A 15,383-nucleotide genomic window follows, 5' to 3' on the forward strand; every position below is an offset into this window, starting at 1 on the left:
CTCCAGAATAAGGCTCTGCGCAGTTTACCGATCTTGTTTATAAAACCTAGCTCACCCGCGCAAACCAGCGCCCGTTTTCGCACACCGCGCTGCCGCCCATCTCCAGTTCCGTCAACGCCGCCAACACGTTGGGCAGCGCCCAGCCGCTGGCGAGGGCCAGCGCTTCACTGGTGTGAGGGGCCGCATGCAGCAGCTTCAACAGCGGATGACTCGTCGCCACCTCGCAGGTTTCCGGGAACAACGGCTGTTGCTGCCAACCTCGCAAGGCTTCGAGAATATGTTCAATGGTCTCCACCAGCACCGCGCCGTCGCGGATCAACTGGTGGCAACCCCGCGCGCCGGGGTGATGGATCGACCCGGGAATCGCGTAAACCTCACGCCCTTGTTCGGCCGCCAGCCGTGCGGTGATCAACGAACCGCTGGCCACGCTGGCCTCGACCACCAGCACACCGAGGGACAAACCGCTGATGATGCGGTTACGTCGCGGGAAGTTGCTGGCGCTGGGGCCGGCATCCAGCGGAAACTCCGAAAGCACCGCGCTGCCCGAGGCGATCATGGCGTCCGCCAGCCGCCGATTGCGCTGTGGATAAAACTTTTCAAGACCCGTGCCAAGTACACCGACCGTTTGCCCGCCGACATCCAAAGCAGCCTGATGCGCGGCGGCATCGATACCCAGCGCCAACCCGCTGGTGATGACGAAACCGGCACTGGCCAGGCTGCGGGAAAACGCTGCCGCGGTATCCATGCCCGGCCGAGACGCGCGCCGACTGCCGACCATCGCCAGCTGCGGTTTTTCCAGAATGCCAGGATCGCCCGCGACGAATAACAAGGGCGGAGCATCACTGATTTGCGCCAGCAGCGCCGGGTAGTCAACCTGGTCCCACATCAGTAAATGCTGGCCCTGACGCTCCAGCCAGGCCAATGCGTGGCTTGCTCCATCGCGGATTTCAGGACATCGCCTGGCCTCGGCACACGCCAATGGCAAACCCAGCGCGCGCCAGGCACTGGCCGGTGCACTGATCGCTTTCGATGCCGAACCGAACGCCTCGAGCAACTTTTTGAACCGCATCGGCCCGAGTTCCGGCAAACGGTGCAGACGCAAACGAGCTTCCAGCTCCGCAGGGGAAACCGGTGTAACAGTAGGCCATGACATGGATCATCCTTGATCGTTATGAGCACCCGTACAAACGGGAATAAGCTGTGGATAACTCTGTTGGTAACTTGTGAAGCACGCTTATGGATTTCGCACCTTGTCCATCACCGCCAGCGAACGCGATGCGTTGAGCACCAGCCCGTAGCTGAGCTTGTCGTAGGTGCGGAAAACCATCAGCAGACCGGCGCGTTCGTCGGGAATTTTCACGGGCTGGCCGCTGATTCGGTCACGCACGGTTTCCCCGGTCTTCATCACCACCAATACATTGCCTTCGGCCAGACCATCGCGTTGACCCTTGTTCAGCGTGACCACATCCAACGCACCGATCTGCGTCACGCCGCGCGGCACATCAATGATCAAGCCTTCGATCTTGCTGCTCGGTGCGCTGGGCATGAACGTCGAGTTGATGGAGCGCTCCTCGCCACTGAACAGGCGGTCGCCAAGGCGTACCTCCTGGGTTGTGCGTTGCAGCGCCAGCGTAGCGATGTCACCTTCGGTGGCGACGATTTCGCCACCGCCAATGTCATCGGCGTTGATCCCCAAAAACTCCTGGGTTTGTGGATCGGTATAGACCTTGCCCTGGCGGAAGATGCCGTAGACCGGTTGCGCCAGGTCGAACTGACCGCGGGCGAAGATTCTGTCGCCCATGCCGCTGAGCACGCGTTCGGCATCACCGGCCACGATGTACGGCGCCTTGTCGAAATCCTCGACCTTGTCGACGATGCGGTTGCTCAGGAGAAAACTGTTGATCGATTTCAGCGGGATGCTCGGAATCGCATCGGCTACCGGGCTGGTGCGTACCCGCGGCGAAAGCTTGATGGTGCCCCGCGACTCGCCCCGGCTGAGGGTCAGGCGCGGCTGGCCATTGACGTAGACCAGCGACAGCGAATCGCCGGGGTAGATCAGATTGGGGTTTTCGATCTGCGGATTGGCTTGCCACAACTGCGGCCACTGCCATGGCTCACGGAGATACTTTGCGGAAATGTCCCAGAGTGTGTCCCCCGTCACCACGGTGTATCGCTGCGGAAAACCTTCCCGAAGTTGCACTTGCCCGTGCGCGAAACCGGCCGAAGCCAGAAGGAGCAGGGCGAGTAGTGATTTCCTCATGCGGTGAATCCCTTTATTATGTGCGTTCGCGTGAAACGCCAGAGCCGTCAGTGGCTCGCTCCCGGCCGGCTTGTCAAAACTTGCTTGTCGACAGAAGGGAGCTACGTTTTACAACGGTAGCCTGCATCTTCGGACCTGCCAGGCCATCGACCCGACTTTACTTCACACGTGCAGTAATCAAGCTTATGGCCATTTTAGACATCCTCGAATTTCCCGACTCGCGCCTGCGCACTATCGCCAAACCTGTGGCCGTAGTGGACGACGAAGTGCGTCAGTTGGTCGACGACATGTTTGAAACAATGTATGAAGCGCCAGGCATCGGCCTCGCCGCGACCCAGGTCAACGTGCACAAACGTATCGTCGTGATGGACCTTTCCGAAGACCGAACCGAGCCTCGAGTGTTCATCAACCCCGAGCTCGAACCGCTAACCGACGACATGGGCCAGTATCAGGAAGGCTGTCTGTCGGTGCCGGGCTTCTACGAAAACGTCGATCGCCCGCAACGGGTCAAGGTCAAGGCGCTGGACCGCGACGGTCAGCCTTACGAACTGATCGCCGAAGATTTGCTCGCCGTGTGCATCCAGCATGAATGCGACCACCTCAACGGCAAATTGTTCGTCGACTACCTGTCCACGCTCAAACGCGACCGCATCAAGAAGAAGCTGGAAAAGCTCCATCGCCAGAACGCCTGATGCCCCTCTTCAAAGGCTTGCTGCGGCAAGCCTTTTTCTTTTCAAGCTGCTTTGTAATCGAGAGCTTTCATGACTGAGCCACTGCGCATTGTCTTTGCCGGCACCCCGGAATTCGCCGCCGAACACCTCAAGGCCCTGCTGAGCAGCCCTTACGAGATCGTTGCGGTCTACACCCAGCCGGATCGCCCGGCAGGCCGTGGGCAAAAAATGATGCCAAGCCCGGTCAAGCAGTTGGCACTGGAAAACCACATCCCGGTGTTGCAACCGCCAACCCTGCGCAACGAAGAGGCCCAGGCTGAACTGGCCGCGTTGAAGCCAGACCTGATGGTGGTGGTCGCCTACGGCCTGATCCTGCCGCAAGTGGTGCTGGATATTCCGCGCCTGGGCTGCATCAACAGCCATGCCTCGCTGTTGCCGCGCTGGCGCGGTGCAGCGCCGATCCAGCGTGCCGTCGAAGCCGGTGATGCCGAAAGCGGCGTGACCGTGATGCGCATGGAAGCCGGGCTCGATACCGGGCCGATGCTGCTCAAGGTCACCACGCCGATCAGTGCCGAAGACACCGGTGGCAGCCTCCACGATCGTCTGGCCGAAATGGGTCCACCGGCCGTGGCCCAGGCGATTGCCGGCCTTGCCGCCGGTACTCTGGAAGGCGAAGTGCAGGACGATAGCCTCGCCACTTATGCACACAAATTGAACAAAGACGAAGCGCGCATCGACTGGGCTCGCCCGGCGATTGAACTGGAACGTCTGGTCCGCGCCTTCAACCCTTGGCCGATCACCCACAGCACCTTGAATGGCGAAGCCTTGAAAGTGCTGGCCGCACACCTGGCCGAAGGCAAGGGCACGCCGGGGGAGATTCTTGGCGCCAGCAAGGACGGCCTGGTCGTCGCTTGTGGTGAACAGGCCCTGTGCCTGACGCGCCTGCAATTGCCCGGTGGCAAGGCACTGAATTTCAGCGACTTGTTCAACAGCCGTCGGGAGAAATTCGCCATTGGCACAATTCTCGGTCAAGCGGCGGACGCTCAATGAATCCGCGTCTGGCCGCCGCCAAGGCACTTGCCGCTGTCCTGAACGGAAAAGCATCGCTCAACAGCTCGCTACCCACGCAACTGGACAAGGTCGAGGACCGTGATCGCGGCTTCACTCAGGATCTGGCCTTTGGCACCGCACGCTGGCAACCGCGCTTGTCGGCACTGGCGGCCAAGCTGTTACAGAAACCGTTCAAGGCTGCCGACGCCGATGTTGAAGCACTGCTGCTGGTCGGCCTCTATCAACTGCTCTACACCCGCGTCCCGGCCCACGCCGCCATTGGCGAAACCGTTGGCTGCGCCGACAAGCTGAAAAAACCCTGGGCCAAGGCCTTGCTCAACGCCGTGCTGCGCAATGCCCAGCGCGAAAGCGAAACGATTTTTGCCGAGCTGGAACGTGACCCGGTGGTGCGCACCGCTCACCCGCGCTGGCTGCAAAAATCCCTGAAGGCCTTCTGGCCGGAACAATGGGAAGCCATCTGCGCGGCGAACAATGCGCATCCGCCAATGATTCTGCGGGTCAATCGTCGCCATCACAGCCGCGACGCGTATCTCGGCTTGCTGACCAACGCGGGTATCGCCGCCGCCCCGTGTGTCTACAGCCGTGATGGCATCGTGCTCGAAGCGGCCACGGACGTGCGCAGCCTGCCGGGTTTCGCCGACGGCTGGATCAGCGTGCAGGATGAAGCCGCGCAACTGGCCGCCGACCTGCTGGATCTGGCGCCGGGCCAACGGGTACTCGACGCCTGCTGTGCACCGGGTGGCAAGACTTGCCACATCCTTGAAGCCGAGCCAAAGCTGGCCGGCGTCGTAGCGGTCGACCTTGAAGCCAAGCGGCTGGTGCGCGTGCGTGAAAACCTCGAACGCCTGAAACTCAGCGCCGAACTGATTGCCGCCGATGGCCGTGATACCCAGGCGTGGTGGGATGGCAAGCCGTTCCAGCGCATCCTGCTCGATGCCCCCTGCTCGGCCACGGGAGTGATTCGTCGTCACCCGGACATCAAGTTGACCCGTCAACCCGACGACATCGCCGCACTCGCGGTGCTGCAAGGCGAGTTGCTGGACGCGATGTGGGTAACGTTGGAAGTGGGCGGCATTCTGCTCTACGCCACGTGCTCGACATTGCCGACCGAGAACACCGAAGTCATCGAAGCCTTCCTCGCTCGCACCCCGGGCGCCCGTGAGCTGGACCTGGCCACCACGGCCGGCATCAAGCAGCCCCACGGTCGCCAATTGCTGGCGCAAGAGGGCGGACACGACGGTTTCTACTACGCCAAGCTGATCAAGATCGCCGCCGCACGCGGTTAACCGGTTTAAGGGAGTGACTGGATGAAAATCATCATCCTCGGCGCAGGGCAGGTCGGCGGTTCGCTGGCGGAACACTTGGCCAGCGAGGCCAACGACATCACGGTGGTCGATACCGACGGTGAGCGCCTGCGCGACCTCGGCGACCGGCTGGACATCCGCACCGTCCAGGGCCGCGGCTCATTCCCGACCGTGCTGCGCCAGGCCGGGGCCGATGATGCGGACATGCTGGTCGCCGTGACCAACAGCGATGAAACGAACATGGTCGCCTGCCAGGTCGCCCACACGCTGTTCCACACCCCGACCAAGATCGCCCGGGTGCGCGAGGCTGCCTACCTGACCCGCGAAGAGCAGCTGTTCCAGAATGAAGCGATTCCGGTGGATGTGCTGATCAGCCCGGAACAAGTGGTCACCAACTACATCAAGCGCCTGATCCAGCACCCCGGCGCCCTGCAGGTGATCGACTTCGCCGAAGGCAAGGCGCAACTGGTGGCCGTGCGCGCTTACTACGGTGGGCCGCTGGTGGGCCAGCAATTGCGGCAGTTGCGTGAGCACATGCCGAACGTCGAAACCCGCGTGGCCGCGATTTTCCGCCGCGACCGGCCGATCCTGCCCCAGGGCGACACCGTGATCGAGGCCGACGACGAGGTGTTTTTCATCGCCGCCAAGGCGAACATTCGCGCCGTGATGAGCGAAATGCGCCGTCTCGACGAGACCTACAAACGCATCGTCATCGCCGGTGGCGGTCAGATCGGCGAGCGCTTGGCCGAAGCCATCGAAAGCCGCTATCAAGTGAAGATCATCGAGATGAACCCGGCACGTTGCCGTCATCTCTCGGACCACCTCGACAGTACTGTGGTCTTGCAAGGTAGCGCCTCGGACCGCGACCTGCTGATGGAAGAAAACATCGCCGACGCCGATCTGTTCCTGGCGCTGACCAACGACGACGAGGCCAACATCATGTCGTCGCTGCTGGCCAAGCGTCTGGGCGCCAAGAAGGTGATGACCATCATCAACAACCCGGCCTACGTCGACCTGATCCAGGGCGGTGACATCGACATCGCCATCAGCCCGCAACTGGCGACCATCGGCACCTTGCTGGCCCACGTGCGACGGGGCGATATCGTCAGTGTGCACTCACTGCGCCGCGGTGCGGCCGAGGCCATCGAAGCCATCGCCCATGGCGATGCAAAATCGAGCAAGGTGATCGGCAAGGCCATCGAGAACATCGGGCTGCCACCGGGTACAACGATCGGCGCGATCATCCGCGACGAAGAAGTGATCATTGCCCACGACGATACCGTGATCAAAACCGGTGACCATGTAATCCTGTTCCTTGTGGATAAAAAGCATATTCGCGATGTGGAAAAGCTGTTCCATGTAGGGTTGAGTTTCTTCTGACCCTGCTTTTTTGTGGCGAGGGAGCTTGCTCCCGCTCGGCTGCGCAGCAGTCGCAAAACCTCTGATCGCGATTTATCAGACATAGCCAGGTAGCTCTTCAGCGACCGCTTCGCGCTCGAGCGGGAGCAAGCTCCCTCGCCACAGAGATTTCTACTCTCAAAGGAAAAGTGCCCATGATCGAATCCCTGGAAAAAATGCTCGCCAAGGGTGTGGATAACTCTTTACTGCGCTTCGGCCTGGGCAAGGGTTATCTGGATCTGGGGGAGAACGCCAAGGCGGCGGAGCATTTTCAACGCTGCGTCGATTTCGACCCGAAGTATTCGGCGGCGTGGAAGCTGCTGGGCAAGGCGCATCTGGCACTTGGGGATCACGCGGCTGCGCGCCAGGCTTGGGAGAAGGGCGTGGAAGCCGCTCGCAACCATGGCGACAAGCAGGCCGAGAAGGAAATGACAGTGTTTATGAAAAAACTGGACCGAGCCGATCAGAGATAGCGCAAGCCAATCCCTTCGACATCCACCTGCACCACTTCCATGCGCACTCGCGGCGCGCCTGTGGGCAAGTCCTGCACCTGGCCGTAGACCACCGCACCTTTAGGCAAGGCCGCCAGTGCCGGGTGCTTGACGTAGACACCCGTGTGCGAAAGATTGCGCGTCTGGCCCAGGCATTCGCCGAAGCTTTCGTGGGTGATCTTGATGCGAAATGATTTGCGCTGCTCGGACATCTTTTTGCGCCCTTGAAAATCGATTGTGGATAATCCAGACCTGTAGGAGCGAGGCTTGCCCGCGAAGAGGACTTCGCCTTCAATATCGATTGTCGGCTGACAGTCGCCTTCGCGGGCAAGCCTCGCTCCTACAGGTTATCCACAGAGTGTGCCAACTGCGTCAGTACCAGCGCGCTTCACCGGGTGGGCGCTTCTTGAAGCGCTTCATGCTCCACATGTACTGGCTCGGATAAGCCCGCACATAGCGCTCGACGACCTGGCTCATGGCCGCGCAGGACTCTGCGGTGTCGGTGCTGTACATGGCCTCTGGCGCAGCTTCGAGGATCACTTTGTAACCCGAACCATCCGGCAGCCGCAGCGCATGCAGGAAAACGCCGACCGCTTTGCCGCCTGCGAGCATGTTCGGTACAAACTTGCTGGTCAGCGCCTGGGTGGCGAAGAACGGCACGAAGATCCCGGCGGATTCGGCCGGTTCCGGGTCAGCCGGAATGCCCACCGCACCACCTTTGCGCACTTCCTTGATGACACTGAGGATGCCTTCCTTGGTCGAAGCGGCAACCTTGTTGCCCAATTGCACCCGCTGCTTTTGCAGCAATTCGTCCACCGCCTTCAATTTTGGCGGCCGATAGAAAATGATCGGCTTGCACTGGCTGCAATAGAAGTGGTTGAGCACTTCCCAGTTACCCAGATGGCTGGTGATGCCAACCACGCCCTTGCCCGACGCCAATGCGTCCTTCAAAACATCCAGCCCTTCTACCTCGCGCACCAGATCGATCGAGCGCTGGGCCGGCCAGATCCAGGCGCAGGCGCTTTCAGTCAGGGATTTGCCGATGTCTTTCAGGCTTTGGCCGACCAGCCGCTCACGTTCGGCGGGGTCCATGTCCGGAAAGCACTTGGCGAGGTTGATCCGTACGACATCGCGGGAGCGGTTCGGGGTTTTCCACATGACCCAGCCGATCGCCGAGCCCACGGCCTGCACGGCCCGCCACGGGAGCAGGGCAAACAGCCGCAGAGCGCCTACCAGCAAGGCGCCTTTAAACTTATCCACAGGTCACTCCTGATTTTGTGCTGTGCGCGAGGCGGTCATTCTAACCGCCGTTCGCCAGCATCGCGTAGCGATCGCAATCCTTGGTGTGGTCCATGACCATGCCGCTGGCCTGCATCAAGGCGTAGCAAATGGTCGGCCCGACAAAGGTGAAACCGGCCTTCTTCAGGCCTTTGCTCATTTCCACGGCGGTCGGCGTCACGGCGGGGACTTCACTGCGATCCCTGAAATGGTTGATCACGGGTTTGCCACCGACAAAGGACCAGAGAAACTCCACCGGGTCCTCCAGCGCCAGCCAGGCCTGGGCGTTGCGCCGGGCCGCATTGAGTTTGAGGCGGTTGCGAATGATCCCCGGATCGAGCATCAATTCATCAATCTCCGCGTCGCTCATCTGCGCCACGCGCTGCACGTCAAAACCGAACATCACCTGTCGGTAATGCTCGCGTTTGCGCAGCACGGTGATCCAGGAAAGGCCGGCCTGGAACCCTTCGAGCAAAAGCAACTCGAACAAACCCTGCGCATCGCGTAGCGGCGTGCCCCACTCCTGATCGTGATAAGCCATGTACAGCGGATCTTCGGAACACCAAAAGCAGCGTGGCATAAGGCTCCAGGGGGCGTGCGCAGCAATGAATCGGGTATACTCCCGCTCTTTAAATCGCAGCCCAAGAAACAGGTGAATTTCGTGAGCCAGCCTACGCCAGCCGTGCGTACCTTCCAAGACTTGATCCTCGCCCTCCAGCAATACTGGGCCGAGCAAGGTTGTGTGGTACTTCAGCCCTACGATATGGAAGTAGGCGCCGGCACTTTCCACACCGCAACATTCCTGCGCGCCATTGGCCCGGAAACCTGGAACGCCGCCTACGTACAGCCAAGCCGTCGCCCGACTGACGGCCGCTACGGCGAAAACCCGAACCGTCTGCAGCACTACTACCAGTTCCAGGTGGTCCTGAAGCCGAACCCGGACAACTTCCAGGAACTGTACCTGGGCTCCCTCAAGCACGTCGGCCTGGACCCGCTGGTCCACGACATCCGTTTCGTTGAAGACAACTGGGAATCGCCGACCCTCGGCGCCTGGGGTCTGGGCTGGGAAGTCTGGCTAAACGGCATGGAAGTGACCCAGTTCACTTACTTCCAGCAAGCGGGCGGCATCGAATGCTACCCGGTGACCGGCGAGATCACCTACGGTCTCGAACGTCTGGCCATGTACCTGCAAGGCGTGGACTCGGTCTACGACCTGGTCTGGGCTGACGGTCCGTTCGGCAAGGTGACCTACGGCGACGTGTTCCACCAGAACGAAGTGGAACAGTCGACCTACAACTTCGAACACGCCAACGTCGAGAAGCTGTTCGAGCTGTTCGATTTCTACGAAAGCGAAGCCAAGCGCCTGATCGAGCTCGACCAGCCGCTGCCGTTGCCGAGCTACGAAATGGTGTTGAAGGCTTCCCATACCTTCAATTTGCTGGATGCGCGCCGGGCCATCTCGGTGACCGCGCGTCAGCAATACATTCTGCGTGTGCGCACCCTGGCGCGGTCCGTTGCGCAAGCCTACCTGCTGGCTCGCGCCAAGCTGGGCTTCCCGATGGCGACCCCGGACCTGCGTGACGAAGTACTGGCCAAGCTGGAGGCTGCACAATGAGTGCTCTGGATTTTCTGGTTGAACTGGGCACCGAAGAACTGCCACCCAAGGCCCTGAACACCTTGGCCGAGGCGTTCCTCGCCGGTATCGACAAGGGCTTGCAAGCTGCCGGCCTGAACTACGAGACCAAAACCGTTTACGCCGCGCCACGTCGCCTGGCGGTGCTGATCACCTCGCTGGCCACCCAGCAGCCGGATCGCAGCATCAACCTCGATGGCCCGCCACGTCAGGCCGCATTCGATGCCGAAGGCAACCCGACTCAGGCAGCACTGGGTTTTGCCAAGAAGTGTGGCGTCGACCTGAGCGAAATCGATCAGAGCGGCCCGAAACTGCGTTACAGCCAAAGCATCGCCGGCAAGCCGACCGCGAGCCTGCTGCCGACCATCGTCGAAGATTCCCTGAACGACCTGCCGATCCCGAAACGCATGCGTTGGGGCGCGCGCAAGGAAGAATTCGTTCGTCCGACCCAATGGCTGGTGATGCTGCTCGGTGACCAGGTCATCGATTGCACCATCCTCGCCCAGAAGGCCGGACGCGACTCTCGCGGTCACCGCTTCCATCACCCGCAAAGCGTGCGCATCGGTTCGCCGTCCAGCTACCTGGCCGACCTGCGTGCCGCCTACGTGCTGGCCGACGCCAACGAGCGCCGCGAGATCATCAGCAAGCGCACCGAAGAGCTGGCCACCCGTCAGGAAGGCACGGCAATCGTTCCGCCAGCCCTGCTCGACGAAGTGACTGCGCTGGTCGAATGGCCGGTGCCGCTGGTGTGCTCGTTCGAAGAGCGCTTCCTCGATGTGCCGCAAGAAGCGCTGATCACCACCATGCAGGACAACCAGAAGTACTTCTGCCTGCTGGATGCCGACGGCAAGTTGCTGCCTCGTTTCATTACCGTGGCCAACATCGAAAGCAAGGATCCGCAGCAGATCATCGCCGGTAACGAGAAAGTGGTTCGCCCACGCCTGACCGACGCCGAGTTCTTCTTCAAGCAAGACAAGAAGCAGAAACTCGAAGACTTCAACCTGCGCCTGCAGAACGTGGTGTTCCAGGAAAAGCTCGGCAGCGTCTACGACAAGGCCGAACGTGTTTCCAAACTCGCCGCTTACATCGCAGCTCGCATTGGCGGCAACGCCTCCTGGGCTGCCCGTGCAGGCCTGCTGTCGAAGTGTGACCTTGCTACCGAAATGGTCGGCGAGTTCCCGGAGATGCAAGGTGTCGCCGGTTACTACTACGCCCTCAACGACGGCGAGCCGCAAGACGTCGCACTGGCGCTGAACGAGCAATACATGCCGCGCGGTGCCGGCGCTGAATTGCCGTCCACACTGACCGGTGCGGCCGTGGCAATTGCCGACAAGCTCGACACGCTGGTGGGCATTTTCGGTATCGGCATGCTGCCAACAGGCAGCAAAGACCCGTACGCACTGCGCCGTGCTGCGCTGGGCGTGCTGCGTATCCTGATCGAGAAAAAACTCGATCTGGACCTGAACGACGCCGTGGCTTTCGCCGTGACCGCGTTCGGTGCCAAGGTCAAGGCTGCCGGTCTGAACGATTCGGTGCTGGAGTTCATCTTCGATCGCCTGCGTGCACGTTACGAAGACGAAGGCGTCGATGTCGCAACCTATCTGTCGGTACGTGCCCTGAAGCCGGGTTCGGCCCTGGACTTCGATCAGCGTGTGCAAGCCGTGCAAGCCTTCCGTCAATTGCCGGAAGCCGCGGCCCTGGCGGCGGTGAACAAGCGTGTGTCGAACTTGCTGAGCAAGGTCGAAGGCTCCGTTCCTACCGTGGTGGAAGCCAAGTACTTCGACAACGCCAACGAGTTCTCCCTGTACTCGGCGATCCAGCAGGCAGACCAGGCTGTCCAGCCGATGGCTGCGGCCCGTCAGTACAGCGAATCACTGGCACGTCTGGCGGCGTTGCGTGAGCCGGTGGATGCGTTCTTCGAAGCCGTGATGGTCAACGCTGACGACGCCAACGTGCGCGCCAACCGTTACGCATTGCTGGCGCGCCTGCGCGGCTTGTTCCTCGGCGTTGCCGATATTTCGCTGCTGGGCTGAGGGGCTGCTGTTGAAACTGCTGATTCTCGATCGCGACGGAGTGATCAATTACGACTCCGACGCTTACATCAAGTCGGTGCAGGAGTGGATTCCACTTCCCGGTTCGATCGAAGCCATTGCGCAGTTGAGCAAGGCCGGCTGGACGGTAGCGGTTGCTACCAACCAGTCCGGCATCGCTCGCGGCTATTACGACATCGCCACCCTGGATGCCATGCACGAGCGCTTGCGCTCGCTGGTGGCAGAGCAGGGCGGTGAAGTCGGCCTGATCGTCTACTGCCCGCACGGGCCGGACGAAGGCTGCGATTGCCGCAAGCCAAAACCCGGGATGCTCAAAAGCATCGCCGCACATTACAACGTATCGCTGACCAATCTCTGGTTCGTCGGCGATAGTCTCGGTGACCTGGAAGCCGCCAAAGCCGTCGATTCACAGCCAGTTTTGGTAAAGACCGGGAAAGGCGCAAAGACGCAGGGCTTGACCCTTCCGGTAGGCACATTGATTTTTGACGATCTGGCGGCGATTGCCGCAGAACTTATCCACAATTAGAGTGCTTCTGATATTTCCTGATAAAGGATTGGTCAGGAGTGCGATTTATACAGGCGGGTATTGCCCGCAACGGTAAACGTCACCATGTCGATATTGCAGGCCATCAGAACCTTTCTCTTTTACCTGCTGCTGGGCACCAGCTCTCTGCTGTGGTGCAGCCTGAGTTTTTTTATCGCGCCCTTTTTGCCGTTCAAGGCGCGTTATCGCTTCATCAACGTTTATTGGTGCCGCTGCGCCTTGTGGTTGAGCAAGGTGTTCCTGGGCATTCGTTACGAAGTGAAGGGCGCACACAACGTGCCGGATCGTCCCTGCGTAATTCAATCGAATCACCAGAGCACTTGGGAGACGTTTTTTCTCTCCGCTTATTTCTCGCCACTGAGCCAGGTACTCAAGCGTGAACTGCTCTATGTGCCATTTTTCGGTTGGGCCATGGCCATGTTGCGTCCGATCGCCATCGACCGCGACAACCCGAAAGCCGCCCTCAAGCACGTGGCCAAGAAGGGCGACGAACTGCTCAAGGACAACGTCTGGGTACTGATCTTCCCTGAAGGCACACGCGTTCCCTACGGCACCATCGGCAAGTTCTCCCGGGGCGGGACTGCGTTGGCGGTCAACGCCGACCTGCCGGTGCTGCCGATTGCGCACAATGCCGGCAAGTTCTGGCCGAAAGCCGGTTGGGCGAAGAAGCCCGGCGTGATTACCGTGATCATCGGCGAACCAATGTATGCCGAAGGCAGCGGGCCACGCGCCATTGCTGATTTGAACGATCGGGTGCAGGCCTGGAACGAGCAAATGCAAAGGGAAATGGGCTCACTTCCGCCGGCGCCAAATGCACCGGTTTCCACGGACTCGGTCGCTGTCTGAAATTCTGTGGATAAGCTGTGTACCGTTTTTCTCAAACGCCTACCGAATATTAAGTAACTTTTTGATTTTATTACATATTTTATAAAATGATAAAAATCATCAAACCGTGCATAAGTATTTTGCGGACGCAAAAAAACCGGCTGATATAGCCGGTTTTTTTATACCCGCGAAATCCCATGGCATTCACTCTTCCAACAAGGGGAAATCAAGCCGGAAACAGGTGCCTTCGCCAACCACGCTGGAGCATTCGATTCGCCCCCCATGTCGATCCACCACCGCCTTTACCATCGACAACCCCAACCCCACGCCGTCGGTACCCTGGGCAGAAGAGAAACGCCGATATTGACTGAATAGTTCGGGCAACTCCCTGGCGGCAATACCTTTGCCCTGATCGACGAGTTCACAGGTCAACCAGTCGCCGCTGTGCCTGACCTGCAAACTGACTCGCGTTCCCGTTGCACTGTATTTGATCGCATTCTCCAAGAGATTGAACAGCGCCCGAGTCAACAAAGCCTGATCCGCCATGAGCAGACTTTCCTGAGCGGCATCCTCGACCTGGTGCACCAGCTGGATCTGTTTCTGTTGCGCAAGGGGCAATGCCTGATCGAACACATCCAGCACCAGCATGGCAAATAAGCTGGGCTGGAAGTGATAGGCATCGGACTCAGCCCTGGCCAATTGAACGAATCCGTCCGTCAGATCCAGGGCGCGACGCACCTGAAGCTCAATCTGATCGAACAGTTGCGTGTCGCCGCCTACCTGATGACGATGCACATCCAGCAGCGCAAGAATGGCCGAGTGAGGCGCGCGCAAATCGTGGGACAGAAAACGCAACATGACAGTCCGTTGCTCTTGCGCTTCGCGCTCAATACTCAGGTCAGTCAAGCTCCAGAGCCAACCGACGGGCGTTTCGACGTCTGTCGGTAACAAAGCAGCGCGTTCCAAACGCAAGCTGCGTTCTCTTACGTCACGGAACTCCAACATCGGCAGTGTGGATAATTGCGAGACGGGGCCATGGTTCACCCCGGGGTAACCGAGCTGTACCAACTGTTCAATGACTCCTTCCCCCACCAAACTGCCGCCAAATAGATCGCGGGCTTTGCGGTTACCGAGCAATATTTGCCCGTTAGGGTCACTGATCAATGTGGCTACAGGCAAATATTCCAGTCCATCAGCGATGAAACGGTGGGTATCGCGGGTCCGGCTCATGGCTTGTTCAAGCGCCATCACTTGCTTCTGCAAGCGATCCCCGCTCGGAAACTGTGTGCGGCGGCGTTCCGGAAATACTTTGGGTTCGCTGTCCAGTCGCGCCAGCTCCCAACCAAAATACCTCAACACCACACTGAGCCGCCGCCAGTTCCAGATCAAATAAGCCAGTAGCATGCTCAGCAGCGCGGGGGTCGGGGACCACCATTTGCTCAACTCCGCGAGACCGGCGCTGGTCAGCAGCGTACTGAGCATGCCAATCAACGTCAGCCAGAGCGCCAGGCGCGGGCGCCACAGCAACAGAGCGAGAACACAGGCCACCAGGCACACTGACAGAAGCGCGCTTAGGGCCGGTGATGAATCGTTCAGATTAATCTGCAGACGATAGGACAACAGTGCAGTCAGCGGCAGGAGCACTAGACTGACCCACAACCACTCGCGCACCAATTGCCGAAATAATCGCTCAACCTGGCTTGGCTCACGGCTTTCCAGAAGACGAGGGCTATTCATGGGAAAAAGGGCAGGGCGGGGTGAATGGTTTCATAGATCTCCGATCTGACAACGTAGACCCAAGAATCATAGCGGACGTCGACACACGGCGGACCCCGAACTTCAACTGCCCCTGACAAG

15 protein-coding genes are annotated in these 15,383 nt (G+C 60.0%); 9 read left to right on the forward strand and 6 right to left on the reverse strand.

The window, feature by feature from the left end:
- Positions 1-46: 46 nt before the first annotated feature.
- A complete protein-coding gene (gene dprA, locus ASD60_RS12195) occupies positions 47-1,153 on the reverse strand; it encodes a DNA-processing protein DprA (RefSeq protein WP_056854242.1) in 1,107 nt (368 codons plus the stop codon).
- An 81-nt stretch (positions 1,154-1,234) separates the two neighbouring features.
- Positions 1,235-2,260 carry a LysM peptidoglycan-binding domain-containing protein gene (locus tag ASD60_RS12200; RefSeq protein WP_056854243.1) on the reverse strand — a complete coding sequence of 342 codons (1,026 nt, stop codon included), beginning with the start codon at positions 2,258-2,260 and terminating at the stop codon, positions 1,235-1,237.
- 185 nt (positions 2,261-2,445) lie between these two features.
- Here ASD60_RS12200 and def point away from each other — a divergent pair, with 185 nt between their 5' ends.
- The 5 genes from def (at position 2,446) to ASD60_RS12225 (ending at position 7,177) form a co-directional block, all read left to right on the forward strand.
- Complete coding sequence (gene def, locus ASD60_RS12205; protein ID WP_056854244.1) at positions 2,446-2,952, forward strand: peptide deformylase; 507 nt, start codon at positions 2,446-2,448, stop codon at positions 2,950-2,952.
- A 69-nt stretch (positions 2,953-3,021) separates the two neighbouring features.
- Positions 3,022-3,981, forward strand: a complete 960-nt coding sequence (fmt, locus tag ASD60_RS12210) for a methionyl-tRNA formyltransferase (protein WP_056854245.1) — start codon at positions 3,022-3,024, stop codon at positions 3,979-3,981.
- On the forward strand, positions 3,978-5,288 hold the full coding sequence (gene rsmB, locus ASD60_RS12215; protein WP_056854246.1) for a 16S rRNA (cytosine(967)-C(5))-methyltransferase RsmB: 1,311 nt from the start codon (positions 3,978-3,980) through the stop codon (positions 5,286-5,288). Before fmt ends, rsmB begins: the two co-directional genes overlap by 4 nt.
- A gap of 21 nt (positions 5,289-5,309) precedes the next feature.
- Entirely contained in the window at positions 5,310-6,686 is a 1,377-nt protein-coding gene (trkA, locus tag ASD60_RS12220) for a Trk system potassium transporter TrkA (RefSeq protein ID WP_056854247.1), read from the forward strand.
- A 173-nt stretch (positions 6,687-6,859) separates the two neighbouring features.
- Complete coding sequence (locus ASD60_RS12225) at positions 6,860-7,177, forward strand: tetratricopeptide repeat protein (RefSeq protein WP_056854248.1); 318 nt, start codon at positions 6,860-6,862, stop codon at positions 7,175-7,177.
- Here the strand turns inward: ASD60_RS12225 and ASD60_RS12230 are convergent.
- From ASD60_RS12230 to tag, 3 genes are all read right to left on the reverse strand, one after another.
- Positions 7,168-7,407 (reverse strand): PilZ domain-containing protein, encoded by a 240-nt coding sequence (locus tag ASD60_RS12230; RefSeq protein ID WP_056854249.1) that lies wholly within the window; start codon positions 7,405-7,407, stop codon positions 7,168-7,170. The two genes, ASD60_RS12225 and ASD60_RS12230, sit on opposite strands and share 10 nt — an antisense overlap.
- A gap of 160 nt (positions 7,408-7,567) precedes the next feature.
- Positions 7,568-8,455: a lysophospholipid acyltransferase gene (locus ASD60_RS12235; protein ID WP_056854250.1), complete on the reverse strand. Its 888-nt coding sequence runs from the start codon at positions 8,453-8,455 to the stop codon at positions 7,568-7,570.
- Positions 8,456-8,495: 40 nt separating this feature from the next.
- Positions 8,496-9,053 carry a DNA-3-methyladenine glycosylase I gene (tag, locus tag ASD60_RS12240; protein ID WP_056854251.1) on the reverse strand — a complete coding sequence of 186 codons (558 nt, stop codon included), beginning with the start codon at positions 9,051-9,053 and terminating at the stop codon, positions 8,496-8,498.
- An 81-nt stretch (positions 9,054-9,134) separates the two neighbouring features.
- On the opposite strand from tag, the gene glyQ reads away from it, so the two are divergent.
- The 4 genes from glyQ (at position 9,135) to ASD60_RS12260 (ending at position 13,547) form a co-directional block, all read left to right on the forward strand.
- Entirely contained in the window at positions 9,135-10,088 is a 954-nt protein-coding gene (gene glyQ, locus ASD60_RS12245; protein ID WP_003213601.1) for a glycine--tRNA ligase subunit alpha, read from the forward strand.
- Positions 10,085-12,139 (forward strand): glycine--tRNA ligase subunit beta, encoded by a 2,055-nt coding sequence (glyS, locus tag ASD60_RS12250; RefSeq protein ID WP_056854252.1) that lies wholly within the window; start codon positions 10,085-10,087, stop codon positions 12,137-12,139. The genes glyQ and glyS overlap by 4 nt, the downstream gene beginning before the upstream one ends.
- A gap of 4 nt (positions 12,140-12,143) precedes the next feature.
- Positions 12,144-12,683, forward strand: a complete 540-nt coding sequence (gene gmhB / locus ASD60_RS12255) for a D-glycero-beta-D-manno-heptose 1,7-bisphosphate 7-phosphatase (RefSeq protein WP_177336575.1) — start codon at positions 12,144-12,146, stop codon at positions 12,681-12,683.
- 84 nt (positions 12,684-12,767) lie between these two features.
- Complete coding sequence (locus tag ASD60_RS12260; protein ID WP_056854254.1) at positions 12,768-13,547, forward strand: lysophospholipid acyltransferase family protein; 780 nt, start codon at positions 12,768-12,770, stop codon at positions 13,545-13,547.
- A 183-nt stretch (positions 13,548-13,730) separates the two neighbouring features.
- Here the strand turns inward: ASD60_RS12260 and ASD60_RS12265 are convergent, their stop codons facing one another.
- Positions 13,731-15,263 (reverse strand): sensor histidine kinase, encoded by a 1,533-nt coding sequence (locus tag ASD60_RS12265; RefSeq protein ID WP_056854255.1) that lies wholly within the window; start codon positions 15,261-15,263, stop codon positions 13,731-13,733.
- Positions 15,264-15,383 lie beyond the last annotated feature (120 nt).

The sequence above is a fragment of the Pseudomonas sp. Root562 genome (assembly GCF_001427125.1).
In the GTDB taxonomy this organism is placed as follows: domain Bacteria; phylum Pseudomonadota; class Gammaproteobacteria; order Pseudomonadales; family Pseudomonadaceae; genus Aquipseudomonas.

Excerpts from the sequence above, each read along its gene's own strand:
- dprA (WP_056854242.1), bottom strand. The coding sequence starts at position 1,153 with ATGTCATGGCCTACTGTTACACCGGTTTCCCCTGCGGAGCTGGAAGCT.
- ASD60_RS12200 (WP_056854243.1), bottom strand. The coding sequence starts at position 2,260 with ATGAGGAAATCACTACTCGCCCTGCTCCTTCTGGCTTCGGCCGGTTTC.
- def (WP_056854244.1), top strand. The coding sequence starts at position 2,446 with ATGGCCATTTTAGACATCCTCGAATTTCCCGACTCGCGCCTGCGCACT.
- fmt (WP_056854245.1), top strand. The coding sequence starts at position 3,022 with ATGACTGAGCCACTGCGCATTGTCTTTGCCGGCACCCCGGAATTCGCC.
- rsmB (WP_056854246.1), top strand. The coding sequence starts at position 3,978 with ATGAATCCGCGTCTGGCCGCCGCCAAGGCACTTGCCGCTGTCCTGAAC.
- trkA (WP_056854247.1), top strand. The coding sequence starts at position 5,310 with ATGAAAATCATCATCCTCGGCGCAGGGCAGGTCGGCGGTTCGCTGGCG.
- ASD60_RS12225 (WP_056854248.1), top strand. The coding sequence starts at position 6,860 with ATGATCGAATCCCTGGAAAAAATGCTCGCCAAGGGTGTGGATAACTCT.
- ASD60_RS12230 (WP_056854249.1), bottom strand. The coding sequence starts at position 7,407 with ATGTCCGAGCAGCGCAAATCATTTCGCATCAAGATCACCCACGAAAGC.
- tag (WP_056854251.1), bottom strand. The coding sequence starts at position 9,053 with ATGCCACGCTGCTTTTGGTGTTCCGAAGATCCGCTGTACATGGCTTAT.
- glyS (WP_056854252.1), top strand. The coding sequence starts at position 10,085 with ATGAGTGCTCTGGATTTTCTGGTTGAACTGGGCACCGAAGAACTGCCA.
- ASD60_RS12260 (WP_056854254.1), top strand. The coding sequence starts at position 12,768 with ATGTCGATATTGCAGGCCATCAGAACCTTTCTCTTTTACCTGCTGCTG.
- ASD60_RS12265 (WP_056854255.1), bottom strand. The coding sequence starts at position 15,263 with ATGAATAGCCCTCGTCTTCTGGAAAGCCGTGAGCCAAGCCAGGTTGAG.